The sequence below is a fragment of the Jeotgalibacillus proteolyticus genome, assembly GCF_002926065.1.
GTDB lineage: Bacteria > Bacillota > Bacilli > Bacillales > Jeotgalibacillaceae > Jeotgalibacillus > Jeotgalibacillus proteolyticus.
Genome location: NZ_PREZ01000002.1, coordinates 410,560 through 428,989, shown reverse-complemented (window position 1 = coordinate 428,989; position 18,430 = coordinate 410,560). Strand labels below are relative to the sequence as shown.

Sequence of the window (18,430 nt, the reverse complement as noted above, 5' to 3'; positions counted from 1 at the left end):
GAAATTAGATGAACATTTTTGTATTGATGAAACGCACTTTTGATACGGAGGAAAAAATTTCAATCAGCGGCGGTAAGATTGCAGACGACGGCGCGGAATTTATCATTAATCCCTATGATGAGTATGCAATTGAAGAAGCAATTCAGCTTCGGGATGCCCATAGTGGAGAAGTAACGGTTGTGTCTGTAGGATCAGAAGAGGCAGAAAAGCAGCTGAGAACAGCTCTTGCAATGGGAGCAGATAAAGCGGTTTTGATTAATATTGAAGATGATGTAGAGGAAAGTGATCAATTCACTACAGCAAGAATTCTGGCAGAGTTCCTTAAAGATAAGGAAGCTGATCTTATTATTGGAGGCAATGTTGCCATTGACGGCGGTTCCGGTCAGGTTGGTCCCCGTGTAGCTGAGCAGCTAAACATCCCTTATATAACCACGATCACAAGCATTGAAATTAATGGGGAAACGGTAACGGTGGTTCGTGATGTAGAAGGGGATTCGGAAACGATTGAAACCTCACTGCCGCTCCTGGTTACAGCTCAGCAGGGGCTGAACGATCCTCGCTATCCTTCTCTTCCCGGCATTATGAAGGCAAAGAAAAAGCCTTTGGATGAACTGGAGCTGGATGATTTAGACCTTGAGGAAGAAGATGTTGAGCCAAAAACAAAAACGATTGATATTTATCTTCCGCCCAAAAAAGAAGCTGGGCGTATTCTTGAAGGTGAAATTGATGCACAAGTAAAAGAATTAGTGGATCTTCTTCGCAGAGAAGCCAAGGTAGTCTAAAGGAAATTTTAAAAACAATCATCCATTTTCAGGAGGGAAATCCAAATGAGTAAAAAAATCGTTGTTTTAGCTGAAGTACGAGAAGGGGCTCTGCGAAATGTGTCCTTTGAAGCCATCGCTGCCGGGAAAAAGATTGCAGACGGGGGCGAAGTGGTAAGTGTTTTAATTGGTGACAATGTTTCTTCTCTTGGCCAGGAGCTTTTTGCTTTTGGTGCAGATAAAGTTATAACAGTAGAAAATGATAAATTAAAGCAATATTCTTCAGATGGCTATTCTCAGGCACTATTAGCAGTAATTGAAGCTGAAAAACCGGAGGGACTGGTATTCGGTCACACGGCGCTTGGTAAAGACCTATCTCCAAGAATTGCAAGCAGACTTAAGAGCGGACTTGTTTCTGATGTCACCGTAATTGAAGAAGACGGAGGAGAAACTGTTTTTGTACGTCCAATCTACAGTGGTAAAGCCTTTGAGAAAAAAATCATTACTGATGGGCTGGTTTTTGTTACGATCCGTCCAAATAACATAGACCCTCTTCCAAAAGAAGAAGGCAAAAGCGGGGAAGTCACTTCCTTGAATGTTAATATTACTGACTTACGAACGATTATTAAAGATGTCGTACGAAAAGCAACAGACGGCGTTGATTTGTCGGAGGCGAAGGTGATTGTAGCGGGCGGACGTGGAGTAAAAAGCGAAAGCGGATTTGAGCCGTTAAAAGAGCTTGCTGACCTTTTAGGAGGAGCAGTGGGGGCTTCCCGCGGGGCGTGTGATGCAGAATACTGTGATTATTCCCTTCAGATTGGCCAGACAGGTAAAGTAGTAACGCCTGATCTTTATATTGCCTGTGGTCTCTCAGGTGCGATACAGCATATGGCCGGAATGTCTAATTCAAAGGTAATTGTAGCCATTAATAAAGACCCGGAAGCAAATATCTTCAAAGTAGCTGACTATGGAATAGTAGGGGATCTGTTTGAAGTCGTTCCTCTTTTAATAGAGGAGTTTAAGAAAATTAAAGCTTCATAGAATCCGGGAACTTGGCACATAACGATGACTGAAAAGAGCGGAAGGTGGCAACTCCAGCGTAGGAAGCGTCCACCTGAAGCTAAAAATGGCTGAGACACACATTTGTCTCAGCCACATTTGTATTTGAATATTGAGATTGAAAATCTTTCTAAACGACCGCACAAAAACAAAAAAATGAATGAAAAAGCACTTCAGTTAGCATAATAAGCAAATAATTGGCTTAACAAAAAACGTGGTGCTATACTCTCTCTATAGCAGGCATTTTAAAGGAGGAACTTTTTTATGGCAATTGCACATGCAACAGATCAAACTTTTACAACTGAAACAAGCGAAGGACTTGTACTGGCGGACTTTTGGGCGCCTTGGTGCGGACCTTGTAAAATGATCGCCCCTGTACTTGAAGAACTTGATGCAGATATGGGTGAGAAAGTGAAAATCGTAAAGCTTGATGTTGATGAAAATCAGGAAACAGCAAGCAAATTTGGTGTAATGAGCATACCTACTCTAGTTGTTTTAAAAGACGGAGAAGTGGTTGATAAAGTAGTGGGCTTCCAGCCTAAAGAAGCTTTAGAAGAACTTCTTAACAAACACGCTTAATAAATTCCAAGAGATCTTTGGATATTACGAAAACGTTAGAAACAAGAGGTGAGCGGAGCGGAAGGCGGCGACTCCTGCTTTAGAGGAAGCGGGAGCTTGAGATCCACTTGCGAAGCAAGTTAGCTTGAGCCCCGCCCCGCGGAAAGCGTCCGACTGAAGCGCAGTGAACCGGATAAAGAGGTTGAGACACATATTTGTCTCGGCCTTTTTATTTTGTCTTAAAACATTTTTTTTCGAACATACGACCCCCTATTTTTGCAATTCGATATAGTTTTCCTTATGATTAAAAGAGGAAAACATTTCAATTCAGGAGGGCTTGTAATGAATGATTTACTTAAACACAAGCTTGCTGTGTTACCTGACCAGCCTGGTTGTTATTTGATGAAGGATCGTCAAAATACGATCATTTACGTCGGTAAAGCAAAAGTATTAAAAAACAGAGTCCGCTCCTATTTCACCGGTTCCCATGATGGGAAAACACAGCGGCTCGTTTCTGAAATTCAGGATTTTGAGTACATCGTGACCTCTTCAGATATAGAAGCTTTAATTCTGGAGCTCAACTTAATTAAAAAGCATGATCCTAAATACAATGTCATGCTAAAGGATGATAAAACGTATCCTTTTTTAAAGGTGACGTCAGAAAAGCACCCCCGATTGTTAATTACCCGTAAAGTGAAACGGGATAAAGGACGTTATTTTGGTCCTTATCCGAACGCACAGGCGGCAAATGAAACAAAAAAGCTGCTTGACCGGATGTATCCGCTTAGAAAATGCACTACCATGCCTGACCGTGTCTGTCTTTATTATCATCTGGGGCAATGCCTTGCACCATGTGAATTTAAAGTGGAGGACTCAACCTACCGCCAAATGACGGATGATATTGCGCGTTTTTTAAATGGAGGATTTAAAGAAGTAAAGGAGAATCTCCAGCAGAAGATGGAAAAGGCTTCTGAAAACCTTGAATTTGAGCGGGCAATGGAATTTCGGGATCAAATTAATCACATTGAAGCCACAATGGAAAAACAAAAAATGGCGATGAATGACTTTACCAACCGTGATATTTTTGGCTATAGCATCGATAAGGGCTGGATGTGTGTGCAGGTCTTTTTTATTCGCCAGGGGAAATTAATTGAACGGGATGTATCCTTATTCCCTATATACGCAGAGCCTGAGGATGAATTTTTAACTTATTTGGGTCAGTTTTATATGAAGCCGAATCACTTTAAGCCAAGAGAGGTTTTGGTACCTTCAGAAATTGATGCAAAAATGGCTGAAGAGCTATTGGAAGTAACCGTCCGTCAGCCGGTTCGCGGACAGAAAAAGGATCTGCTTCAACTGGCTCAAAAAAATGCCAAGCTCGCTCTTCAAGAAAAATTCTCTCTCATTGAGCGTGATGAAGACCGGACCATCAAGGCAGTGGAGCAGCTTGGACAGGTGATGAATATCCACGCACCACTTCGCATTGAAGCCTTCGATAACTCCAATATCCAGGGGGCGGATGCTGTTTCGGCACTAGTTGTATTTATCGATGGCAAGCCGAGTAAAAAGGACTACAGAAAATATAAAATTAAATCGGTTATCGGCCCCGATGATTACGGATCCATGCGCGAGGTTATCCGTCGACGTTATACCCGAGTGTTAAAAGAAGGACTTCCTTTGCCGGATCTCATTGTAATTGACGGGGGGAAAGGACAAATTGAAGCAGCGCGGGAAATTCTAGAGGATGAACTTGGCCTAGAAATTCCCTTGGCTGGTCTTGCAAAGGATGACCGACACCAGACGTCGCAGCTTTTATATGGAAATCCTCTGGAAGTTGTGGCTTTAGGAAGAAGAAGCCAGGAGTTCTATCTTTTGCAGCGGATTCAGGATGAGGTTCACCGGTTTGCGATTACCTTCCACCGTCAGCTCCGGGGGAAAAATTCAATTCAGTCTATTCTTGATGAAATCCCCGGCATCGGCCCACAACGAAAAAAGAAGCTGCTGCGGCATTTCGGTTCTGTTAAAAAGCTGCGTGAAGCATCACTTGAAGAAGTAGTGAAATCAGGGATGCCTCCTGCTTTAGCGGAAAATATTGTGAAAAAATTTCAGGAATAGCATTGAAGATGTAAATGCTCCATGCTATAATGACACAAAGTTAATACACACTCACTTTTCTTTTAAAGTGGTGATAGAGGAGCGAACACCAATAGTATCAATGCGGAGGAAGATGGATCCTGCGATGCATTGAAAAAGGGGTTTTCGCCGAAGTAATCCGGCCTGTTCATCCAGGCGGTTGCTGGTTCTGCATTTAAGAGATGCAGAGCTGTCAAGATGACTTGTCATCTTGGAGAGCTATCTCACCTGAGCAGCAATGGACGTATATGTTCAAAGCAATGGGGATAGTTTCCCATTGCTTTTTTTGTTGTCTAAAAGATTGTTAGGGAAACGTCATTGCGTGCTCAGGATTGAGAAATACAAATGTGGGAAGAGGAAGAAAATGAGTTTGATCGTACAAAAATTCGGCGGTACATCTGTAGGTTCTGTTGAAAAAATTCAGCATGTGGCAACAAGAGTTATTCAGGAAGTTAATAAAGGCAACCAGGTAGTTGTCGTGGTTTCTGCCATGGGTAAAACAACCGATGAACTGATCCGTCTTGCAGCGGGAATAACAGATAAACCAAACAAACGCGACATGGATATGCTTTTAACCACCGGGGAGCAAATGACGATTTCCCTGCTTTCAATGGCTTTGCAAACTAAAGGCTATTCAAGTGTATCGATGACCGGCTGGCAGGCAGGAATTCAAACGGAAGCTGTTCACAGCAAAGCGCGGATTACCCGTATTGAGACTGCCAGAATGAAGGAAGAGCTGAATAGAGGAAAGATTGTGGTTGTGGCCGGTTTTCAGGGAATGGACTCCAATCACGAGATTACCACGCTTGGAAGAGGAGGGTCTGATACCACCGCAGTGGCACTAGCTGCAGCGCTGAAGGCTTCCCGCTGTGATATATATACGGATGTGGACGGTGTTTATACTTCGGACCCGCGATATATTAAAGGTTCGCGCAAGCTTGAGGGGATCTCCTATGATGAGATGCTTGAGCTTGCGAACCTTGGTGCAGGAGTCTTGCATCCAAGGGCGGTTGAATTTGCAAAAAATAATTCGATTCCTCTTACAGTTCGTTCAAGTATGGAGGAAACAGAAGGTACTTTGATTGAGGAGGTTTCAAATTTGGAAGAAAATTTAGTAGTTCGCGGTGTTGCGTTTGAAGGTGAAATTGTAAGAGTAACGATTTATGGACTTCAGAATGAATTTACAGGTCTTGCAGCAATCTTCTCAACATTGGCAGATAATCATATAAATGTAGACATCATCATTCAAAGCCGTACTGATATTAATTCAACCAATCTTTCTTTTTCAATTAAAGAAGCGGAGCTTGAGGATGCACTCGCTGTTCTATCGCAGCATAAGGAGGAGCTTGGTTTTACGAGAGTAGAACATGAAACCGGCCTTGCAAAAGTTTCCATTGTCGGATCAGGAATGGTCTCAAATCCAGGGGTTGCAGCCCAGATGTTTCAGGCACTGTCTCAAAACAGTATTGCGATTAAAATGGTCAGCACCTCAGAAATAAAAGTGTCAACTGTAGTGAATATGGAAGATATGCTAAAGGCGGCTCAGATCATACATGACAGCTTCTCATTAGAAGCATTGCAGCCTAAGCCTCAGCTTGCAAAGTAAACAAAAGCAGGACAACATTACTTAAATGCTGTCCTGCATCTTATTTGCTTTTTTTACGGGAAGGCAGTCCATAAGGGTCTTTGGGGTCCCATTTTAAAGTAAACTGGATGACAGCCTGTTTTTGGCGCTGCTGAATGGCTTCAGTCTGGCATTGCTTCATCATGGCGTATTGCTCTGCGAGGAATCCTGCTTCTAGTGTAAAGTGCTTGGCACCATTGCTTTCAATCCGCTGTTTAAGCAGTGGACCGCTTAACTCCAAGAGGGCTTCATCGCCTTTTTGTTTAATAAGCTGAAGCGTTCCCCAGTCAGCCCTTTCAAAGAAGTGAATCAGTTCTCCTTCGTTTTGACAGGGGTGTTTACGGGCTAAACTTTTACCTGCCCAGTAAAGTATTTCATTCGTGTGATTACCCAGCAGTTCCGGCAGCAGCTCATCCCTGATAAGGGAGTAGCCAAACGAACCTGTGGTGATTTCATTTTCTTCAGACATTCTAGTACCCTCACTTTCCACTTTTATATTATACGAGTTTCTGTTTTAAAGTGTAAGTGGAGGATGAGGAAATTATGGAATTGTCCCCAAGTTCCTAAAATAAAAAGGGGTCAAAAGTCCGTGAAAATATATGCAATAATAGAATATAGGAGAGAGAGTGGATAAATAAAAAATGAATAATACCTCATTTTTATTTACGACCCCGTTGCATTTTAGCCGGTGTCTATATGATAAAAAAAGTTGAATTCAGAATTATTTTTATGTATCCGTTTTCTTGACGCTCCCAGCAGATGGGAGTACAATTAATGTGTCACATAATCGATACATTGTGCGAAAAAGCTGCATTTCCCGTCGAAAAAGAGTGAAAAATTTGACAGAAATGATTGCTTGTACTTTTTTTAGGGGGTAACATTCGATGGCAAAAGACCGAGAGTTTTATTGGAGGAGACTGCATTCTTTACTGGGAGTAATTCCTGTAGGGATCTTCCTGATTCAGCATTTGATTGTGAATCATTATGCAACCAGAGGGCCGGAATCATTTAATAATGCAGCGCATGTGATGGAGGGTTTACCATTTAGGATTTTTCTTGAAATCTTCATTATTTTTCTTCCGTTGTATTTCCACGCTTTATACGGTGTGTATATTGCATTTACATCCAGAAACAATCCTAGACAGTTTGGCACATTCCGTAACTGGATGTTTATCCTTCAACGTGCAACCGGTGTTTTCACACTGATTTTCGTTACATGGCATATTTGGGAAACCCGAATCCAGGCAGCATTGGGAGCAACGGTTGACTTTAATATGATGGAAGCCATTTTAGCTGATCCTTTTATGCTAGCATTCTATATTGCCGGTGTTGTTTCGACAACTTTCCATTTTGCAAACGGACTTTGGTCCTTCCTTGTTACCTGGGGAATTACCATCTCTCCTCGTTCACAGCGAATTTCAACCTACGCTACTTTAGGTATATTCGTAGTACTTAGCATTATTGGCATTCGGGCAATTTTAGCATTCGTTTAAGAAAACAATTTTATATGAGAATAAAATATTGAGCAAACGCTCAGTCAGTGGATTAAGTAAGGAGAGTGTCCAAATGAGTAAAGGCAGAATCATCGTTGTCGGTGGAGGGCTTGCGGGTCTCATGGCAACGATTAAAGCAGCAGAAGCTGGAATGTCGGTTGATTTATTTTCCCTTGTTCCAGTAAAACGCTCCCACTCTGTTTGCGCACAGGGTGGAATTAACGGAGCTGTAAATACAAAAGGAGAAGGAGATTCTCCTTGGGAGCATTTTGATGACAGTGTATACGGCGGAGACTTTTTAGCAAACCAGCCGCCGGTTAAGGCGATGTGTGATGCAGCACCTGGAATTATCCATTTGCTTGACCGTATGGGTGTTATGTTTAACCGTACGCCTGAAGGCCTTCTTGATTTCCGCCGCTTCGGTGGAACGCAGCACCATAGAACAGCATTTGCAGGAGCAACAACAGGCCAGCAGCTATTGTATGCACTTGATGAGCAGGTACGCCGTCATGAAGTTGCCGGTCTTGTTACGAAATACGAGGGCTGGGAATTCCTTGGCTCTGTTCTTGATGACGACGGAGTTTGCCGTGGTGTTGTAGCGCAGAACCTTTCGACAATGGAAATTCTTTCATTCCCGGGAGATGCTGTTATTATCGCAACAGGCGGTCCTGGAATTATCTTTGGAAAATCGACGAACTCGGTAATCAACACAGGTTCAGCGGCTTCCATCGTCTATCAGCAGGGCGCTTATTACGCTAACGGCGAGTTTATTCAGATTCACCCTACTGCCATCCCCGGCGATGACAAACTCCGCTTAATGAGTGAATCAGCCCGCGGTGAAGGCGGACGTGTATGGACTTACAAAGACGGCAAGCCATGGTACTTCCTCGAAGAGAAATACCCGGCCTACGGTAACCTGGTACCTAGGGATATTGCCACACGTGAAATCTTTGACGTTTGTGTATTCCAAAAGCTTGGCATTAATGGTGAGAACATGGTTTACCTGGATCTGTCCCATAAGGATCCTAAAGAACTGGATATTAAGCTTGGAGGCATTATCGAAATCTATGAAAAATTCATGGGAGACGATCCTCGTAAACTGCCGATGAAAATTTTCCCAGCTGTCCACTATTCAATGGGTGGACTTTGGGTAGATTACGATCAAATGACCAATATCCCTGGTCTTTTTGCAGCCGGGGAGTGTGATTACTCGATCCATGGAGCAAACAGACTTGGCGCTAACTCCCTTCTTTCTTCCATTTATGGCGGAATGGTTGCTGGTCCAAATGCTGTCTCCTACATCAATGGACTTGAGAAAACCGTTGAAGATATCCCATCGCATGTTTTTGAACGCCATGTGCAGGAGGAACAGGATAAATGGGATCAAATTATGAAAATGGACGGCGACGAAAACGCTTATGTGATTCATAAAGAGCTTGGTGAATGGATGACTGATAACGTGACCGTTGTTCGTTATAATGATAAACTTAAGGAAACAGATGATAAAATTGTAGAGCTTTTAGAGCGCTATGAAAGAATAAATATCAATGATACAAATAAATGGAGCAATCAGGGAGCTGTGTTTACCCGCCAGCTGAAAAATATGCTTCATCTTGCAAGAGTCGTAACTATCGGTGCCCTTCAGCGAAATGAAAGCCGCGGAGCTCATTTTAAACCTGATTTCCCGGAAAGAAATGATGAAGAGTTCCTAAAAACGACAATGGCTAAATTTAATGCGGCAACTAATTCACCGGAGATCCATTATGAGGAAGTCGATGTATCGCTAATCGAGCCGCGTAAACGGGATTACTCCAAAAAGAAAGGAGCTAAGTAATCATGACTGCCTCAAGTACGATGACGGAAGAAAAAACTATTCGATTCGAGATTTACAGACAAGATGACCTTGACTCCACGCCTTATTTTGAAGAATTCGAGATTCCTTATCGTGCGAATATGAACGTTATTTCAGCATTAATGGAAATTCGACGAAATCCATTTAATAAAAAAGGTGAAAAAACAACACCTGTTGCCTGGGATATGGGCTGCTTAGAAGAAGTTTGCGGTGCGTGCTCTATGGTGATAAATGGAACTCCCCGCCAGTCGTGTACAGCTCTTGTAGACCAACTGGAACAGCCGATTCGCCTTGAGCCTATGAAAACATTCCCGGTCGTGCGTGACCTTATGGTTGATAGAAGCCGGATGTTTGATTCGCTTAAAAAGGTTAAAGCGTGGATTCCAATCGACGGCACCTACGATCTTGGTCCAGGACCACGTATGCCGGAGAAAAGAAGACAGTGGGCTTATGAGCTTTCAAAATGTATGACCTGTGGTGTTTGTCTTGAAGCCTGTCCAAATGTGAACAGCAAGTCGAACTTTATCGGTCCTGCTCCACTTTCGCAGGTTCGTTTGTTTAATGCACACCCAACAGGTGCTATGAACAAAAATGAACGTTTAAATGCTCTTATGGGTGATGGCGGTCTGGGCGACTGCGGTAATTCACAAAACTGTGTGCAGGCCTGTCCTAAAGGGATTCCGCTAACTACTTCTATTGCGGCATTAAACCGTGATACGAACCTTCAAATGTTCAGAAACTTCTTCGGAAGCGATTCAGAAGTGTAAAATTAAATTAAAGCTGCAGACGCTTAAAGCATCTGCAGCTTTTTTATTAACTTCCTTCTGGAAACTTAAAGCTGTCTACGAATAAATTTTTCGTTATACTGAAGTAAATGAAATGATTACTAATTCATAAGTGAAGGGAAGAATGAGTGCGTTGAATAAAACCTACATAAACGATTTAAAAGAATGGGAAGAAGATTTTTCTTTTTATTATGAAATTAAAGTGCGATTTTCAGAAACGGATCTATTTGGACATTTAAATAATACAGTTGCTTTTATTTATTTTGAACAGGCTAGAATTGAATTTTTAAAAGCAATTGGCTTTATGCAGGAGTGGCTGAAGAAGGACTCTGAGACCATCCCGGTAGTAGCTGATTTGCAATGCGATTTTCTTCAGCAGGTCTATTTTGATGAGACTTTAAAAATTTACGTTAAAGCAGCATCAGTCGGAGGTTCTTCAGTAGATATCCACTATAGAGCGGTTAATAATAAAGGTAAAACAGTCCTGACCGGACGGGGCACGATGGTTCAGATTTTAAAAGCGACCGGGAAAAGCAAACCCTGGGAGGAGCATCAAAAAAACAAATTACTGAATACGAATTATCAGCATAATTAAAATAGATTCCAAAAACAAGGCACTCCTTTGATTGCTGACTCATAAACTGGATAAACTGGCTTCAGCTAAGCAAGCGAGGGGGAAGGTTGAAAATGAGTCGGTCACAATACAATCGGTCATCTATTCTAACGAAAAGAGAACGTGAGGTTTTTGGTTTACTGCTTCAGGATAAAACGACAAAGGATATTGCTGGTGAGCTTTTTATTAGCGAAAAAACTGTTCGAAACCATATTTCAAATACAATTCAAAAGCTGGGTGTCAAGGGGAGAGCCCAGGCGATTGTTGAACTGCTTAGAATGGGTGAACTTTCATTGTAAAAAAGGGGGGCCTCCCTTTTTTACATTTATACATATGTACCTAAAACAAAAAGATTCTTGATATTTTTATGAAAAAACGTCACAATCATAATAGAATTAACACGAAGGAGTGTCGATGGCAGATGGAAAAGAAAGGTACACAAGAGCTTCATCCTGTAGAAGTGCTGGCCGGGATCGAAAAAGACCTGCGTTATATATCCGGTATTATTAAGCAAAAGGGCAGGGAGATCTTAAGTAATTATACGATCACACCTCCTCAGTTTATTGCCCTGCAATGGCTTTTTGAGGAAGGCGATATGACGATTGGGGAGCTTTCTAATAAAATGTACCTTGCATGCAGCACAACAACAGATCTTGTAGACCGCATGGAAAAAAATGAGCTCGTCATGAGGGTAAAGGATGAAAATGATCGCAGGGTTGTTCGCATTCATCTTTTGAAAGAAGGCGAGAGAATTATTGAGGAAGTTATAAAAAAACGCCAGCACTACCTGAATGAAGTATTAATAGACTTTTCAGCCGAGGAAGTAGAACTTTTATCAAAAGGACTTCATCGTTTGCATAACGAAATGAAATAAGAGTGAGGGGCTTTTTTTGAGTAAAGCAATAGGAGTAATGGACTCAGGCATCGGCGGACTGACAGTTGCAAAAGAAATCATGCACCAGCTGCCAAACGAAAACATCGTTTATGTCGGTGATACTGCACGTTGTCCTTATGGGCCAAGGCCGAGTTCTGAAGTAAAAGAATATACATGGGAAATGGCACGCTTTTTATATAATCAGCAAATTAAAATGCTCGTTATTGCCTGTAACACGGCAACTGCTGTAGTGCTTGAGGAGATCCAGACTGCATTCGATATCCCGGTCATTGGCGTTATTTCACCAGGTGCCCGGTCAGCTGTTAAATATACGAAAAATGATCGGATTGGAATCCTGGGCACCTCTGGGACGATTAAAAGCAAGGCTTATGAAACCTCTCTTTCACATCTAAGGCCATCGATCGAAACATTTCCTTTGGCTTGCCCTAAGTTTGTCCCACTTGTGGAAAGCGGTGAGCATGCAGGGTCAATGGCGAAAAAGATCATTGCTGAAACACTTGTTCAATTGAAAAATACAAATATCGATACGCTTATATTGGGCTGCACCCATTACCCTTTGCTGCAGCCAATTATTGAACAGTATCTGGGCCCGTCCATAACGGTAATCAGTTCAGGGGATGAGACAGCAAGGGAGGTAAGTGCAATTCTTGCTTACCGAAACGAATTGAATGCCCGTCATGAGAAAAAGGAAAACCGATTCTACACGACCGGATCATCGAAAATTTTTGGACAAGTAGCGCGTCAATGGCTGCAAAACGAAGAGCTGAATATTCAACATGTCAGACTGCCGAGGAATTAAATTCCCCGGCTTTTTTTGTGCTGCTTTGTAAATAGGTTTCAGAATGCCTGTAGTTTGTTATACTATGAAAGTAAATAGAGTTAAACGTATCCCTTTTTAAAGGGTTAAGCGGCAAAAGGAGGATTTATCCATGCGAGTGGATGGACGGCAGGCTTCAGAGCTTCGCCCTATTACAATTGAAACTGATTATTTAAAGCATCCGGAAGGCTCCGTATTGATTTCAGTCGGAGATACTAAGGTCATCTGTACAGCAAGCATTGAGGACAGAGTTCCGCCCTTTATGAGAGGCCAGGGCAAGGGCTGGGTAACAGCGGAGTATGCCATGCTTCCAAGGGCAACCGGACAAAGAACGATTCGGGAGTCCTCTAAAGGAAAAGTACAGGGGCGGACGATGGAAATTCAACGGCTGATTGGACGTGCATTGCGCTCTGTAGTTGATCTGACAGCTATTGGCGAGCGGACAATTTGGATTGATTGCGATGTCATTCAGGCAGATGGCGGAACAAGAACAGCTTCTATAACAGGTGCATTTGTTGCTATGACGCTTGCTGTTGGCAATCTGGCTAAGGAAAAGGAATTATCCTCTTTTCCAATCAAGGATTATTTAGCAGCCACGTCAGTAGGAATTAGCAGCGATCTTGGGGTAATACTTGATTTAAATTACGCTGAAGACAGCACAGCTGAGGTTGATATGAATATGGTCATGACCGGCTCAGGTGAATTTGTAGAGCTTCAGGGTACTGGGGAGGAAGCAACCTTTTCACACCAGCAGCTTTTAAACATGCTTGAAGCGGCTGAACAGGGAATAAAAAACATTATCATTAAACAAAAAGAAGCATTAGGGGAAACAGCTTCTCTAATAAAAACTTCCAGTCAGGCTGGATCATTATGAAGGAAGTACTGATCGCGACCAAAAATCCAGGAAAAGCACGGGAATTCGAAGCGCTCTTTTCGCCTTTAGACATTACAGTGAAGACGCTGCTTGATTATCCTGAAGTGGGCGATGTTGAGGAAACCGGTACAACCTTTGAGGAAAACGCCATATTAAAAGCAGAAGCCATCGCAAAGCAGTTTCAGGTATTAACGATCGCAGACGACAGCGGGCTGATTATTGATGCATTAAATGGAGAGCCGGGGGTTTATTCTGCACGCTATGCAGGTACAGAAAAGAATGACGAAAAAAATATAGATAAAGTTTTAAAGAACTTGTTAGGTGTCCCTTTCTCACAACGTACAGCACGTTTCCACTGTACGTTAGCCATCTGTAAACCTGATGAGGAAGCCATTACAGTTACCGGAAAATGCGAAGGGCTTATTTTAACCCAAAGGATGGGAGATGAGGGGTTTGGCTACGATCCGATTTTCTGGATCAGAGATCAAAAGCGGACTCTTGCACAAATGTCCAGGGAGGAAAAAGGCGCCATCAGCCACAGAGGACAGGCAATCCATAAGCTGACACAGCTCCTGCCTGAAATAGTAAACTGAGGTGATTCGATGAAAATACTGGTGGTTAGTGATAATCATAGTGATACAGAAAGAATCGTTGAGTTAAAACAGCGTTATGAGGGTGAGGTAGATGCCATGCTCCATTGCGGAGATTCCGAGCTGCCTTTTAATTCTAAGGAAATGCAGAACTTTGTTAAGGTGCGGGGAAATTGTGATTTTGATTCAAGCTACCCGGAAGACGAAGTAATTAACGTACAAGGTACTGTCATTCTTCTTACGCATGGTCATCTTTACGGCGTGAAGCAATCCCTTGATCGAATTCACTACAGAGCGGAAGAAGCCCAAGCGTCGATCATCTGTTTCGGTCATTCCCATAGCCTGGGGGCTGAAATAAAAGACGGGCGTCTGTTTATCAATCCGGGAAGTATATTATTGCCGAGAGACCGCACAGAGGCATCCTATGCCATTATTGAAAAAAATGGAGAAGCAGTAAGCGTCCAATTTTGGGACGAAAAGCATCGTGAAATAACAGCTTGGAGCGGTTCATTATAATTGAAAAGGCGTGAATTTAAGTAGCGCCTTTCTTTTTTTAAAATCTTGTTGACTTATTAATGTGCTTCTAATATAATAATAAATGTCCTTAAAAAAACTACATAATGTCCCAGTAGCTCAGCAGGATAGAGCAACGGCCTTCTAAGCCGTCGGTCGGGAGTTCGAATCTCTCCTGGGACGCCATTATTTTTACATGTTAAACCTTGATACGAGAAGGTTTCGATAAATAAAAGATGCTGTCACATAATGTGGCAGCATCTTTTTTGCTTTTTATTCTGTCTGGATGTTGAACTTTTGCGATTACAAGTACCAGAGTAATTCTTTCTTTATCTTTTTCCCCGGACTCCGTTTCTTATCAACAACCTTCCAGCTACCGTTCTTCTTTTCAACGGTATAAACCTCATTTGGCCATCTGCTCTTTTAAGAGGATATATCCTTCGTTATTCTTTATATATAATTCAATTGATCATAGGTATAAGATTTATAAGAACTCAAATCAAGGCTGAAGGATTTTTTTATATCTGCAATAGCCTCCTGGCAAAACCTTTTAATTTCTACCTCAGTTTGATCTCCTCATGTTCAAAGCTGATCGTTTTTATTCTGGAAGGGCTGACATGAAATATGATGGTTTCTTTTCCGTATGGAGGATCGTCGCTTGTTCAAATGTCACTACCCGGACTTTTACATTGAAGCTCCTTTTTTTCTTTATAGAAAGTAACTCTGCTTTAAACAATTCAAATTTTTTTAGGATAGCCATAATGATGCATGATCTCTTTGGTTATATATGGAGACAGGGCGGTTTTGCTAAAAGTTTTAGTTCTTCATTAAAGCTAAGCCGAATACAATAAATGTTGACATTAATTTTCTATGTGTTTTTTTGAATAATACGTTTAATAAAAATTCATAAAATTTCGGCTCCCAGATCAGGTGGTTATCTGAGAGGAAAAAAGGCTTAATAAAAAAAATCTAGGGAAATGAAAAAACTCTTATAAGATATTGTCTCTTTTCCCAATAAGGATAAGTAAAGAATTATATAATTAGCAAGGTTTATTGGATAAAAATGTATAAAAAACCTTACAGGAAAGATATAATTCAGCAAAATATAAAGAGTATTTTCCCAATTTGAAATCGACACTCTTCGACGGAGACAGCTTTAACTTTAAGGTATAATCAAGGAACAAACGTACGGTTGAAGTAAGTAATAATTTATCTTTATGTCCTCATTTCCTTCATTTCACCTTGAAATTATTTTCACGTAATTATCCTTGGGAAAACATTTGCAAAAAATAAAGGGAAGTAAATAAAACAACCGATATACAGCTAACCTAAATAAAATTTCAAATGCCGCTAATCCTGTTTGATCAAAACAGGATCAGCGGCCCCGTTTGAGTTAAAATAGCGGCGTTCTTCTTAAATGAAGGGCGTCGTTTTTCTATAGAAAAATAAATGGTGAATTTAGTCAAAAATATAAAGATAAATTTTAACATATTTTTAAAAAAATTCCGCAAAAACTGTTGAGCTTTGAATATAGATACAAAACAATAAAAGGAGGAACGTTCATGTCACACACTAAAAACTTAATAAAACGCTACCAGGAAACCGGTTGTGAAGATTCGTTTAATGAGCTTTATGGCATGTACGCGGAAAAAGCTTTCAACTTCGCCAAAAAACAATCCTATCTTCACTGGATAAGCAGACAGGATGTTGAATCTGAGGCAAACCAAATTTTTTTTCAGGCAGTTAAGATTTATGATGTTGGAATAGGAGAGTTTGAGCCATTTTTGTACTTGATGCTTCGCAGGAGAATCTTAACGATCGGCCAAAAAGAAATAACCTATCAGCATTATCTGAAGCGCTGTCAATTTTATGGTCGGGCAGAAGAAGACGAAAAGCCGGAGGATCGTGCAATAAAAAAAGAGCAGCGCCAACTGCTCCTAGAACTCATCGCGAACGCTACTATTCCAAGCCGCCAAGCTCTAGTAGCATTCGCAAAGTCTTACTCATTCCGGGAAGCCGCCAAGCAACTCGGAACTTCTGACAAAACGGTAAAAAACCGTATAGAAAAAATTGCAGCAGAGCGCAGCAAACTAACTCTAAACGATTATTTAACCGCTTAAAAGAACGTAAAACTACGTTCCAGGGAATGAGATGTGTTTTTTAAATTAAAGAACCACATCTCATAGTTCAATTATACACACCCTTATTTATTTTTAAACCGAGAGATTAGCAAAATACTAAAACAAGGCTTTGAACCTACAAACATATATTCCTATTCCTGGATGATTAATAGATTAGTGGAAAACTGATTTGAACAGGTTGAAAAAAATAGGAGGTGCCAATATGGCTGAGCAAAGCAATGCCGAGATCAAAAAATTATCAGAGGATATGAGAAAACTGGAGCAATGGATGGCCCGGATGGATGAAAAGCAGAATGGGTTTCTTAGAATTGAGAAACTTGCAGATGAAGCCTATTTACTTGCTGATAAAGCGGAAGGAAAGGCAGAGGCGGTGTCAAGGGACGGGCAAATAAACACAAGAGACCTCCAGGCGCTGGAATCCCGCTTTAAATGGTCAGTTGGTCTGGTGGCACCATTTTTCTTATGGGTTATAGGAGAGCTTTTTTCAAAGTAAGGCTTATAAGAAAAGCAGGCTGTTCCTGATTTAACCAGTCAGAAATCAAAGCTTTAAAGCTCGTCTGCCTTCTTGTTTTGGTTTTTAAGGAACTCATGCTAAACTCAAATCACCTACTAAAATGAAAAGGGTGGATACTTTGTGCCAAAACGTCCCGGAAGTGAATCAAACCAGGATAAAAAAATTATTCCTTTCCCGAAGCTAAAAGACCGGCTTGTTGAAAGAGGATTGGAAAAACTGCAGGATCAGCAGCACGAGGAAGCAATCTCTCTCTTAATGGAAGCATTTGAGATGGATAAAGATGACCCGGTAACCACAACATCGTTGGCTGTCGCCCTATATGAAGATCACAGGTGGCAGGAAGCAAAGGAATTATGTGAAAAAATGCTTCGTGAGGGCCTCGGGGATTATGAGGAAACACTAGAATTGTATATTATGAATTTGTTTCAGCTGAAGGACCATGACAAAATTGCCTCTACTATCCAAACGGTAATGGATGAAGGGATACTCACTCCAGAGCGGGCTGAACGGTTTAATCACCTTCTTTCTATCAGCCGGAAGCAGGATCAGCAGGAGGAGCAGAGAGAAACCTCGTTGGATGATTTGGTTCTGCATAAAGATTTAGAACAGCAAATGGTTCAGGCAGCCAACCTGTCGAAACAAAATATACATCCTATCAAAATGTCTATTATTGAATTAATTAAAGTAAAAGAAACCCATCCCTTCATTAAAACCATGCTGTTAAATGTATTAAGGGAGCAAGGTGTCAAGGATGAGGTAGAGGTTGAGAAGTGGGGGCAAAAAAGCACAGTGTCTCCAAGTCAATTGCAGGATCCATTTGAAAGTGAGTTTTTTCAATCGGTTGTTGCACAAATCCAGCAGCAGGCTGGACATGAAGATCCTAATCTGGTTGAATTGGCAGTTGATATTATCAAGCGCCATCAATTTTTACTCTATCCCTACTCATGGATTGAACAGGATCAAGAGATTATCTCAAGAGCCTATCTGCACCTGGCCGAAAGATATATGGGAGTAGAGATGGAATGGGATGAAGAAGAAATGGAAGGCGTTGCAGATGAAATCGAAACGCTGGAAATGGTTCCTATTGTATGAAGTTATTCATACCGGTTGAAAGAGTTATAAGCTATGTTATAATGTAATGGTTGCATAATGGGGCTCGTAATGCCAAAATCGACAGAGTCAACGTTTTCATCGCTATCAGCGTGAAT

19 protein-coding genes, 1 tRNA gene and 1 riboswitch are annotated in these 18,430 nt (G+C 41.5%); of the genes, 19 read left to right on the top strand and 1 reads right to left on the bottom strand.

Annotation, left to right across the window (positions count from 1 at the left end):
• The first annotated feature begins 8 nt into the window (after nt 1-8).
• The 5 genes from C4B60_RS05855 (at nt 9) to C4B60_RS05835 (ending at nt 6,117) form a co-directional block, all read left to right on the top strand.
• Nucleotides 9-782, top strand: coding sequence for an electron transfer flavoprotein subunit beta/FixA family protein (locus C4B60_RS05855; RefSeq protein WP_104057071.1), 774 nt, complete (start codon nt 9-11; stop codon nt 780-782).
• A 45-nt stretch (nt 783-827) separates the two neighbouring features.
• The gene (locus tag C4B60_RS05850; RefSeq protein ID WP_104057070.1) at nt 828-1,802 is read left to right on the top strand and encodes an electron transfer flavoprotein subunit alpha/FixB family protein; all 975 of its coding nucleotides are present in this window, start codon (nt 828-830) and stop codon (nt 1,800-1,802) included.
• Nucleotides 1,803-2,084: 282 nt separating this feature from the next.
• Nucleotides 2,085-2,399, top strand: coding sequence for a thioredoxin (gene trxA / locus C4B60_RS05845; RefSeq protein ID WP_104057069.1), 315 nt, complete (start codon nt 2,085-2,087; stop codon nt 2,397-2,399).
• A 321-nt stretch (nt 2,400-2,720) separates the two neighbouring features.
• Entirely contained in the window at nt 2,721-4,493 is a 1,773-nt protein-coding gene (gene uvrC, locus C4B60_RS05840; RefSeq protein WP_104057068.1) for an excinuclease ABC subunit UvrC, read from the top strand.
• 66 nt (nt 4,494-4,559) lie between these two features.
• A riboswitch (Lysine riboswitch) is annotated at nt 4,560-4,741 on the top strand.
• A gap of 134 nt (nt 4,742-4,875) precedes the next feature.
• Complete coding sequence (locus tag C4B60_RS05835; RefSeq protein WP_104057067.1) at nt 4,876-6,117, top strand: aspartate kinase; 1,242 nt, start codon at nt 4,876-4,878, stop codon at nt 6,115-6,117.
• Nucleotides 6,118-6,157: 40 nt separating this feature from the next.
• On the opposite strand, the gene C4B60_RS05830 is transcribed toward C4B60_RS05835, so the two are convergent.
• Nucleotides 6,158-6,604 (bottom strand): YslB family protein, encoded by a 447-nt coding sequence (locus tag C4B60_RS05830; protein WP_104057066.1) that lies wholly within the window; start codon nt 6,602-6,604, stop codon nt 6,158-6,160.
• A gap of 415 nt (nt 6,605-7,019) precedes the next feature.
• Here C4B60_RS05830 and C4B60_RS05825 point away from each other — a divergent pair, with 415 nt between their 5' ends.
• The 14 genes from C4B60_RS05825 (at nt 7,020) to C4B60_RS05760 (ending at nt 18,314) form a co-directional block, all read left to right on the top strand.
• Nucleotides 7,020-7,628 carry a succinate dehydrogenase cytochrome b558 subunit gene (locus C4B60_RS05825; protein ID WP_104057065.1) on the top strand — a complete coding sequence of 203 codons (609 nt, stop codon included), beginning with the start codon at nt 7,020-7,022 and terminating at the stop codon, nt 7,626-7,628.
• A 73-nt stretch (nt 7,629-7,701) separates the two neighbouring features.
• On the top strand, nt 7,702-9,462 hold the full coding sequence (gene sdhA / locus C4B60_RS05820) for a succinate dehydrogenase flavoprotein subunit (RefSeq protein ID WP_104057064.1): 1,761 nt from the start codon (nt 7,702-7,704) through the stop codon (nt 9,460-9,462).
• A gap of 20 nt (nt 9,463-9,482) precedes the next feature.
• On the top strand, nt 9,483-10,247 hold the full coding sequence (gene sdhB, locus C4B60_RS05815; RefSeq protein WP_104057272.1) for a succinate dehydrogenase iron-sulfur subunit: 765 nt from the start codon (nt 9,483-9,485) through the stop codon (nt 10,245-10,247).
• Between the two features lie 142 nt (nt 10,248-10,389).
• The gene (locus C4B60_RS05810; protein ID WP_209020063.1) at nt 10,390-10,860 is read left to right on the top strand and encodes an acyl-CoA thioesterase; all 471 of its coding nucleotides are present in this window, start codon (nt 10,390-10,392) and stop codon (nt 10,858-10,860) included.
• Between the two features lie 92 nt (nt 10,861-10,952).
• Complete coding sequence (locus C4B60_RS05805) at nt 10,953-11,177, top strand: helix-turn-helix domain-containing protein (RefSeq protein WP_104057063.1); 225 nt, start codon at nt 10,953-10,955, stop codon at nt 11,175-11,177.
• A gap of 122 nt (nt 11,178-11,299) precedes the next feature.
• Nucleotides 11,300-11,752, top strand: a complete 453-nt coding sequence (locus tag C4B60_RS05800; protein WP_104057062.1) for a MarR family winged helix-turn-helix transcriptional regulator — start codon at nt 11,300-11,302, stop codon at nt 11,750-11,752.
• A gap of 16 nt (nt 11,753-11,768) precedes the next feature.
• Nucleotides 11,769-12,572: a glutamate racemase gene (gene racE / locus C4B60_RS05795; protein WP_104057061.1), complete on the top strand. Its 804-nt coding sequence runs from the start codon at nt 11,769-11,771 to the stop codon at nt 12,570-12,572.
• Between the two features lie 130 nt (nt 12,573-12,702).
• Nucleotides 12,703-13,464: a ribonuclease PH gene (gene rph, locus C4B60_RS05790; RefSeq protein WP_104057060.1), complete on the top strand. Its 762-nt coding sequence runs from the start codon at nt 12,703-12,705 to the stop codon at nt 13,462-13,464.
• The gene (locus C4B60_RS05785) at nt 13,461-14,057 is read left to right on the top strand and encodes an XTP/dITP diphosphatase (RefSeq protein ID WP_104057059.1); all 597 of its coding nucleotides are present in this window, start codon (nt 13,461-13,463) and stop codon (nt 14,055-14,057) included. The genes rph and C4B60_RS05785 overlap by 4 nt, the downstream gene beginning before the upstream one ends.
• Before the next feature lie 9 nt (nt 14,058-14,066).
• The gene (locus C4B60_RS05780; RefSeq protein WP_104057058.1) at nt 14,067-14,570 is read left to right on the top strand and encodes a metallophosphoesterase; all 504 of its coding nucleotides are present in this window, start codon (nt 14,067-14,069) and stop codon (nt 14,568-14,570) included.
• 106 nt (nt 14,571-14,676) lie between these two features.
• Nucleotides 14,677-14,753 (top strand) — tRNA-Arg (locus C4B60_RS05775).
• Between the two features lie 1,376 nt (nt 14,754-16,129).
• A complete protein-coding gene (locus tag C4B60_RS05770; protein ID WP_104057057.1) occupies nt 16,130-16,687 on the top strand; it encodes an RNA polymerase sigma factor in 558 nt (185 codons plus the stop codon).
• 223 nt (nt 16,688-16,910) lie between these two features.
• The gene (locus C4B60_RS05765) at nt 16,911-17,201 is read left to right on the top strand and encodes a hypothetical protein (protein WP_104057056.1); all 291 of its coding nucleotides are present in this window, start codon (nt 16,911-16,913) and stop codon (nt 17,199-17,201) included.
• Nucleotides 17,202-17,342: 141 nt separating this feature from the next.
• Nucleotides 17,343-18,314, top strand: a complete 972-nt coding sequence (locus C4B60_RS05760) for a tetratricopeptide repeat protein (protein WP_104057055.1) — start codon at nt 17,343-17,345, stop codon at nt 18,312-18,314.
• Nucleotides 18,315-18,430 lie beyond the last annotated feature (116 nt).